Genomic DNA, 8,399 nt, shown 5'->3' on the forward strand with positions numbered 1-8,399 from the left:
GCGAACCCGAGCGTTCAGAGCGACTCGCGCGGGGCGACGCCGGAAGGCCGGGCGCCCCGCCCCTCTTGCCACGCGCGTCGGCAAGAGGGGCGGGGCGCCTCGTCGTTACTTGCCCTGCTTGGAGCGGGCGGTCTGGATCATGCGGTTGATCGCGTTGACGTAGGCCTTCGCAGAGCTGACGATGATGTCGTTGTCCGCGCCGCGGCCGGTGTAGACCTTGCCGTCCTCGGCCGTGATGCGCACCGTGACCTCGCCGATGGCGTCGATGCCGCGGGTGATGGCCTTGACGGAGAACTCCGAGAGGTCGCCGTGGACCGCGACGACCTGGTCGACGGCCTTGTACGCAGCGTCAACGGGGCCGGTGCCCGTGGCGCAGACCACGTGCGAGACGCCGAGCTCGTCCGAGATCGTGGCGGTCGCGGTCGGAACGAGCGGGTCGCCGCAGGACACCTGCAGGGCGTCGAGGGTGTAGATGGCCTGCACCTCGCGCTGGCGCTCCTGGACCATCGACTCGAGGTCCTCGTCGTAGACTTCCTTCTTTTGATCCGCGATCTCGAGGAAACGGTTGTAGATGTCGTCGAACTCCTCGTCCTTGAAGGTGTAGCCGAGCTCGCCCAGGCGGTGGCGCAGAGCGGCGTGGCCGGAGCGGGCCGAGAGGATGATCTCGGAGCCGGCGGCGCCCACGTCGGCGGGGTCGATGATCTCGTAGGTGTCGCGGGCCTTGAGGACGCCGTCCTGGTGGATGCCGGAGCTGTGGGCGAAGGCGTTGGCGCCGACGATGGCCTTGTTTGCCTGGACGTTCATGCCCGTGATGCGGCTGACCAAGTGGGAGGCGCGCGTAAGCTCGGGGGTCACGATATCGGTGTGGGCGTCGAGCTCCTCGCCGTGCATCTTTATGGCCATGACGACCTCCTCGAGCGCGGTGTTGCCGGCACGCTCGCCCAGGCCGTTGATGGTGCACTCGATCTGGCGGGCGCCGTTCTTCACGCCCTCGAGGGCCAGCGCGGTGGCCATGCCCAGGTCGTTGTGGGTGTGGACCGAGATGATGACGTTCTCGATGCCGATGACGTTGTCCGAGAGGCTCTTGATGCGCGCGCCGAAGTCCTCGGGCAGGCTGTAGCCGGTGGTGTCGGGGATGTTGACCACAGTGGCGCCTGCGTCGACGGCGGCCTGGATCACGCGGATGAGGAAGTCCTGGTCGGAGCGGCCGGCGTCCTCGGCGTAGAACTCGACGTCGTCGACGTACTTCCTTGCGTAGCTGACGCAGTGGCGGGCGCGCTCGATGCACTCGTCCTCGGTGATGTGGAGCTTCTCGCGCAGATGGGAGGGGCTGACGCCCAGGCCGGTGTGGATGCGCGGGCGCTTGGCGCTCTTCAGGGCCTCGGCGGCGCGGTCGATGTCCTTGTCGACGGCGCGGGTGAGGCCGCACACGACGCAGGAGTCGCCGGCCAGGCGGCCGATCTCCTGGACGGAGCGGAAGTCGCCGGGGGAGCTGATGGGGAAGCCGGCCTCGATGACGTCGACGCCCATGCGGATGAGCTGCTGGGCGACGATGAGCTTCTCCTCGGTGTTCATGGAGGCGCCGGGGGACTGCTCGCCGTCGCGCAGGGTGGTGTCAAAGATGTGGATCTTCCTGGTCATGGTGCGCATCCAATCGTCTAGGGCCCGAAAGCGAGCGTCGTCTGGAAGGAGGTTCCGAGATTTTTGGCGTAAGGCTGCAAAAAAGGAAGCCCCGGCCCCGTTGGGGGACCGGCGGCTTCAGGTCACGCGCGCAGGTGTCAAGATGCCCTAACGCGCGGACGATAGTAGAAGTAGGTTGAGGTCGGTGGCAAGAAGCTCAGCGCCGCCGAGAAGGACGCGCGAAATCTCGCGCTCGCTCACTCGAACGTATGCAGCCTCGTGCCGTGACATACCGGACCTCCCCTGGAGTCACGCGCCCCGTGCGGACGCGGTTCTATGACTATGACACACTTCGGGCGCGCGCGTCGCCACAAATCCGCGGGCGGCTGCGCCGATAGGTCACGGATGAGGCGCGGGCTCGGGAAGCGCGTGGCTGGGAAGCGCGTGGCCGCCCCCGCCCAACGGGCGCGCCGGAACTGGGGACCGTCGGTAATCGCGCACCGAAATCCTGGAGTGTCGGTACCGACGGTGCCGTTTTCCCGCGCACTTCTTACCGCCGGTGCCGGATTCCGGTGCAAAGAAGCCCTTACGGCGTCGGTTTTCACCGGAATCGCCGACCGTCGGTACCGACGCTCCCCGATTCCCGCGCGCCTCTTACCGACACTCCCCGATTTCGGTGCGCGATTACCGACGGGCCTCGATTCCGGTGAGCGATAACCGACTGGCCCCAGATTCCGGTGCGCATTCGCCGACGCTCGTGGATTCCGGAACGCGGCTGCCTGCCCTCGGATTCCCGCATCCCCACTCCACCGGCGCCGCAGGCTCTGCGATGCGCGCCGGTGCCGATACGCAACGTCGGCGCACGAGCGTCGATACGCGATGTGCTTCTTTGCGGCATGGGCCGGCCGATGTCGCCCGTTGGTCCATACTTGGCAGCGAACATCCGGCAGCACACGGCAGCACACAGAAGGAGCCCCATGTACAAGCTCATCGCCGCGGACCTCGACGAGACCCTGCTCGATTCCGACCACAAGATCCCCCAGCGCGTGGTCGACGCCGTCGCCGCCGCCCGCGAGCGCGGGGTCAAGTTCGTGCCCGCCACCGGCAGGCCCAACGGGACCGTGGAGGACGTCCTCGAGACGCTCGACCTCGCCGGCCGCGAAGACGAGTATGTGATCGTCTACTCCGAGCTCGACCGCGCGACCGTCCAAGAGCTCTGGAGCTACGGCATCGAGCGCAAGCTCTGCATCCACCTGTACACGCTCGACCCGGTCTACATGTGGAACTACTACGACTGGGAGCGCGCCTACATCGGCGGCCGCATGAACATCGTGCCGACCGACGAGCCCTCGCTCGACTTCCTCGAAGGGGAGGTCTTCACGAAGATCCTCTTTGCCAGCCAAGATATGGGCTATCTGCGCGCGTGCGAGTCCGAGCTCGCCGCCGCGGGCGTGACCCGCGGGTTGGACGTCGTGTATTCCAGCGGCCGCTACCTCGAGTTCAACCCGCACGGCGTGAACAAGGGCGCGGGGCTTCTGGCCCTGGCAGAGCGCCTGGGCATCAAACAGGAGGAGACCATCGCCGTCGGCGACAGCTCCAACGACCTCGCCATGATCCGCGCGGCTGGCCTCGGCTGCGCCGTCGCGAACGCCTCCGACGAGGCGAAGGCCGCCGCCGGCTACGTCTGCGCCGGCAGCAACGACGACGGTGCCGTCGCCGAAATCATCGAGAAGTTCGTGCTCGGATAGCAACGCCGCGCCTCAACGCGGCGCGGCGCCGCGAAACAGTGCGCACAAAGTAAGGGGGCGCCCGCAAAAGCCCAGGTAATTTACAAGACAGTGTTTCTTTATGTACACTAACGCGGCGAACCCGGGCAGCGTAGCACCGTAAACGGCACAAAGAAGGGCGGCCCCTCGGATGCGTGTATCCGAGGGGCCGCCCTTGTGATCAGCTGACGCTTCTGCGCACAACGGCGCGAGGAGCGCTACTCCATGTAGCCGCCCTTGATGGCGGACACGGCGTGCTCGGTGAAGAACTTGAGCGTGCCGGAGGTGTAGCGGTTGGGGCGCGGCTTCCAGTTGGCGCGGCGCTCGGCCAGGACGGCGTCGACCTCGGCCGGCTCCATCTCCTTGCCGGCGATGCCGCAGATCTCGAGCGTGCGCTCGGGGATGTTGATGCGGATGAGGTCGCCCTCCTCGACGAGAGCGATCGGGCCGCCCACAGCAGCCTCAGGGGAAACGTGGCCGATGGCGGGGCCCTTAGAGGCGCCGGAGAAGCGCCCGTCAGTAATCAGCGCGATGGAGGCGCCCAGCTCGGGGTCGCTTGCGATGGCCTCGGTGGTGTAGAACATCTCGGGCATGCCGGAGCCCTTGGGGCCCTCGTAGCGGATGATCACGGCGTCGCCGGGCTTGACCTCGTGCGTCAGGACGGCGTGGATGGCGTCCTCCTCGCAGTCGAACGGACGGGCCTTGAGGGTGGCCTGGAACATCTCGCGCGGGACGACGGTGTGCTTGACGACGGCGCCCTCGGGAGCGAGGTTGCCGTGCAGGATGGCGATGGAGCCGTCGGTACCGAAGGCCTGGTCGAACGGACGGATGATGTCCTCGCGCTTGAGGCCCCACTTCTGGAGGTAGCTCTCGCACTTCTCGTAGTAGCCGTTGGCCTTGAGATCCTCGAGGTTCTCGCCGAGGGTCTTGCCCGTGACGGTCATGACGTCGAGGTGGAGCATCGACTTGATCTCCTCCATGATGCGCGGCACGCCACCGGCATAGTAGAAGAACTGCGCCGGCCACTCGCCCGCAGGACGGACGTTGAGCAGGTAGTGGGCGCCGCGGTGCAGGCGGTCGAAGTCGTCGGCGGACATCTCGATGCCGAACTCGCGGGCGATCGCGGGGATGTGGAGCAGCGAGTTGGTGGAGCCGGAGATGGCGCCGTGGACCATGATCAGGTTCTCGAAGGACTCCTTGGTCACGATGTCGCGCGGGCACAGGTTGTGCTCGGAGAGCCACACGGACTGGCGGCCGGCGGCACGGGCGAACTCGCGCAGGTCGGTGCTGGTAGCGGGCAGCAGCGAGGTGCCGGGGAGCATCAGGCCCAGGGCCTCAGCGGTGACCTGCATGGTGGAGGCGGTGCCCATGAAGGAGCAGGCGCCGCAGCTCGGGCAGGCGTTGTGCTTGGCGAACTCGAGCTCCTCCTCGGAGATCTCGCCGCGCTCGTAGCGGGCAGAGATCGCGCCGAGCTGCTCGAGGGTGAGCAGGTCGGGGCCGGCGTCCATGACGCCGCCGGTGACGACGATCGACGGGATGTTGATGCGGCCCATGGCCATGAGGTTCGCGGGCAGGCCCTTGTCGCAGCTGGCGACGAAGACGCCGGCGTCGAACGGGGTGGCCTTGGCGTGGATCTCGATCATGTTGGCGATCATGTCGCGGCTGGGCAGCGAGTAGTTGATGCCGTCGTGGCCCTGGGCCTCGCCGTCGCACATATCGGTGCAGAAGTAACGGGCGCCGTGGCCGCCGGCCTCGGCGACGCCCTTGCGAACCTCCTCGACGAGCTCAAAGAGGCCGGCGGAGCCGGGGTGCGAGTCACCGAAGGTGGACTCGATGATCACCTGGGGCTTGTCCAGGTCGGGCACGGTCCAGCCGGAGCCGAGGCGCAGCGGGTCCATCTCGGGGCTGATCTTGCGGAACTTGCCGGAGCGGGGCTGCAGCTTGGCGGCGAGGTCGGCGGCTTCTTTCTTCACGTCGGAAGCGGTCTGGTCGTTCATTATCTTCTCCTTCTTTATCGGATGGATAAGCACATTGAGGTGGTGCGGGGGTGCGCCTGCGCGGCAGGCGCGGGGAGGTCACGAGGCCTGTGGGGTTAGGCGAACATCGAGATGACGAGCGCGCAGACGAGGCCGACGATACCGATGAGGGTCTCCATGACGGTCCAGGAGGAAAGCGTGGTCTTCTCGTCGATCTCGAGGAACGAGGAGCACATCCAGAACCCGGCGTCGTTCACGTGCGAGAGCGCGGTGGCGCCGCCGCAGATGGCGATGCAGATGGCGGCGCGCATGAGCACGGAGGAGGCGGCGACGGCGGGCATGGCGGCCATGATGCCGGAGGCCATGGTCATGGCAACGATCGAGCTGCCCACGGAGGCGCGGACGAGCACAGCGATGAGGAAGCCGACAACGACCAGGGGAAGCGGGCTACTCTCGAGCAAGGGGCCGATGACCTGGCCGAGGCCGCAGTCCTGGAGCATCCAGCGGATGACGCCGCCGCACGCGATGACGAGCAGGATCATGCCGACGGGCTTGAGGGAGCGGTCGAGAAGCGCCTTGAGCTCGGCACCGGTGTAGCCGCGGCGCGTGCCGAGCAGGTACATGGCGACGAGGGTCGCCAGGGTGAGGGCCACGAAGGGCTTGCCGATGAACGAGAGCACGTCGGCGACCTGCTTCGGGATGGGGATGTAGGAGGAAAGCGTGCCGAGCAGGATGAGGCACAGCGGGGTGAGGACGATGGCGAGGACCATGCCGAAGGACGGGGCCTCCTTCTGGTCGCCCTCCTCCTCGGCGGCGGCCACATGCTCGGGGACCTCGACGAAGAAGCGCCCGCCGACGTTGCGGCCCCAGGCGACGCCCGCGACGGCCATCGCGATGAAGGCGGTCGGAACGCCGACGAGGATCAGCGTGCCGAGGTCGACGCCGAGCGTGCCGGCGACGAGGACGGAGCCGGCTGAGGGCGGCACGAACGCGTAGCCCGCGGCGAGGCCGGCCAGAAGCGCGATGCCGTAGTAGAGCGTGGACTTCTTGGTCTGGGAGGCGACGCTGAAGGCGAGCGGGATCAGGACGACGACTCCGGCCTCGAAAAACACGGTGGTGCCGATGACGAGGCCCGTGATGCCGAGCGCCCAGCTCGAGTGGCCCTGGCCGAACTTGTCGATGAAGGTCTGGGCGATCTTCTTTGCGCCGCCGCTCTCCTCGAGGATCTGGCCGAACATCGTGCCCAGGCCGATGAGCAGCGCGATGTTCTGGAGCGTCATGCCGACGCCCTTGGTGACCGTACTCGCCACGAGGTCAAGCGGCATGCCGGCGCCGATGCCGATGAAGATCGCGGAGACCATCATCGAAAGCACCGGGTGGAGCTTGAACTTGATGATCAGGGCGAGCAGCAGGACGATGCCGATGATCGCCGAGACGACGAGCCGCGTTGGGTCCGCCATGAAGGTTGTGTCTGCCATATCCTCTCCAATTCATCAGACCTTTTCTATCTCGATGAAGACCATAAGGGTTTTGCAATTCGTCTGATGTTTGAATCTTAAAAAACAGCTGATTTTGTCTGACGTATTTTGCAGACGGCAGTTTTTGTTCCGTGAACGGTAATTATTGTCCGGAGTAGACACAAATCAATCAAATACGATGCCGTACAATACCTCTGATGAATCTCGTAGGAATAGAGGTTTCCATGGCACAGACCGAGCCCGGCCTCCCCGAGAGGCTCTCGGCAAAGATCATCCAGCTCATCCTCGACGAGGGCCTCGGGCAGGGCGACCGCCTACCCAACGAGGCGGTGCTCGTCGAGCGCCTCGGCGCCGGCCGCAGCTCGGTCCGCGAGGCCATGAAGCTCCTGCAGTCCCGCAACATCGTGCGCATCAAGCAGGGCTCGGGCACCTATGTCGCCTCGAACCCCGGCGTCGCGGACGACCCGCTCGGCTTCACCTTCATCGAGGACAAGCGGCGCCTGGCGAGCGACCTGCTCGAGGTCCGCTTCATGATCGAGCCCGAGATGGCCAGGATGGCGGCCAAGCACGCGACGGACGCCCAGGTGGCCCGGATCGTCGAGCTCTGCGACGAGTCGGAGCGCCTGGCCGAGGCGGGCGCGGACTACGCCGACGCGGACACGGCCTTCCATAACGCCATCGCAGAGAGCTGCGGCAACCTCGTGATGCCGCGCCTCATAGCGGTCCTCAAGTCCTCCGTGCCCCTCTTCATCGACGTGACGGGAAAGAAGCTCGTGGCGGAGACCATCCGCACGCACCGCGGCGTCGCCGACGCCATCGCGGCGCACGACGGCACCGCCGCCCACGACGCGATGTTCCTGCACCTCGTGTACAACCGCAACGTCATAAATCACGAGACGGCGCAGGCCTAAGCCCTACCCCAGCACCTCGCGGCCGCGCAGGCGGAACTGCTCGATCATCTCGCCGGTCATGCTCACGCGGTCGCGCGTGCGCTCCAGGGGGATCTCGTCGCGCGTGAACCAGCGCGCCTCCTTGAGCTCCTCGTGGTCGACGCGGATCTCGTCGGAGCCGTCGACCTCGGCCCAGAACCCGACGAGCAGCGTGTCCGAGAAGCTCCACGGCTGGCTCTTGTAGAACCGCAGGTTCTTGACGCGCAGGCCGACCTCCTCCATGACCTCGCGGTGGACGGTGTTCTCGAGCGGCTCGCCGATCTCGGTGAAGCCGGCCACGAGCGCCCACAACGCGGTGGTGCGGCCGTTGTAGCGTGTGAGTACGATGCGCTCGCGCCCCTCCGAGCAGTCCACGATGCCGCAGATGATGCCCGGGCAGATCTTCGGGTAGGTGATCTTGGCGCACTCGGGGCAGACCACCTCGCGGCTGCGGGGCCCGAGCTCGGTCGGGTGTCCGCAGCGGGAGCAGAAGCGGTTGTCGCGGTACCAGCGGTCGAGCTGGCTGCCCGTGACGGCGGCGAAGAGAAGCTCTGCCGGCTCGGCGTAGCGAAGCCAGTTGATCGCCTCGTACGTGAAGCCCTCGGGCACGGCGACGGCGTCGTCGAGCGC

Annotated in this window: 6 protein-coding genes; 2 read left to right on the forward strand and 4 right to left on the reverse strand. The window is 66.6% G+C overall.

Annotation, left to right across the window (positions count from 1 at the left end; genetic code table 11):
- Positions 1-105: 105 nt before the first annotated feature.
- The gene (locus tag ACT84W_RS00445) at positions 106-1,641 is read right to left on the reverse strand and encodes a 2-isopropylmalate synthase (RefSeq protein ID WP_444327844.1); all 1,536 of its coding nucleotides are present in this window, start codon (positions 1,639-1,641) and stop codon (positions 106-108) included.
- A gap of 956 nt (positions 1,642-2,597) precedes the next feature.
- Between ACT84W_RS00445 and ACT84W_RS00450 the strand changes: the two genes are divergently transcribed.
- A complete protein-coding gene (locus tag ACT84W_RS00450) occupies positions 2,598-3,368 on the forward strand; it encodes a Cof-type HAD-IIB family hydrolase (RefSeq protein WP_444327845.1) in 771 nt (256 codons plus the stop codon).
- Between the two features lie 236 nt (positions 3,369-3,604).
- Here ACT84W_RS00450 and ilvD read toward each other — a convergent pair whose 3' ends face one another.
- The gene (gene ilvD / locus ACT84W_RS00455; RefSeq protein ID WP_444327846.1) at positions 3,605-5,383 is read right to left on the reverse strand and encodes a dihydroxy-acid dehydratase; all 1,779 of its coding nucleotides are present in this window, start codon (positions 5,381-5,383) and stop codon (positions 3,605-3,607) included.
- A 95-nt stretch (positions 5,384-5,478) separates the two neighbouring features.
- The gene (locus tag ACT84W_RS00460) at positions 5,479-6,840 is read right to left on the reverse strand and encodes a GntP family permease (protein WP_444327847.1); all 1,362 of its coding nucleotides are present in this window, start codon (positions 6,838-6,840) and stop codon (positions 5,479-5,481) included.
- Between the two features lie 224 nt (positions 6,841-7,064).
- Here ACT84W_RS00460 and ACT84W_RS00465 point away from each other — a divergent pair, with 224 nt between their 5' ends.
- The gene (locus ACT84W_RS00465) at positions 7,065-7,751 is read left to right on the forward strand and encodes a FadR/GntR family transcriptional regulator (protein ID WP_432291466.1); all 687 of its coding nucleotides are present in this window, start codon (positions 7,065-7,067) and stop codon (positions 7,749-7,751) included.
- Between the two features lie 3 nt (positions 7,752-7,754).
- Here ACT84W_RS00465 and nudC read toward each other — a convergent pair.
- Positions 7,755-8,399, reverse strand: a 645-nt coding sequence (gene nudC / locus ACT84W_RS00470; RefSeq protein ID WP_444327848.1) for an NAD(+) diphosphatase, incomplete at its 5' end; no start/stop codon positions are given.

Source organism: Paratractidigestivibacter sp. (genome assembly GCF_052362415.1).
GTDB lineage: Bacteria > Actinomycetota > Coriobacteriia > Coriobacteriales > Atopobiaceae > Paratractidigestivibacter.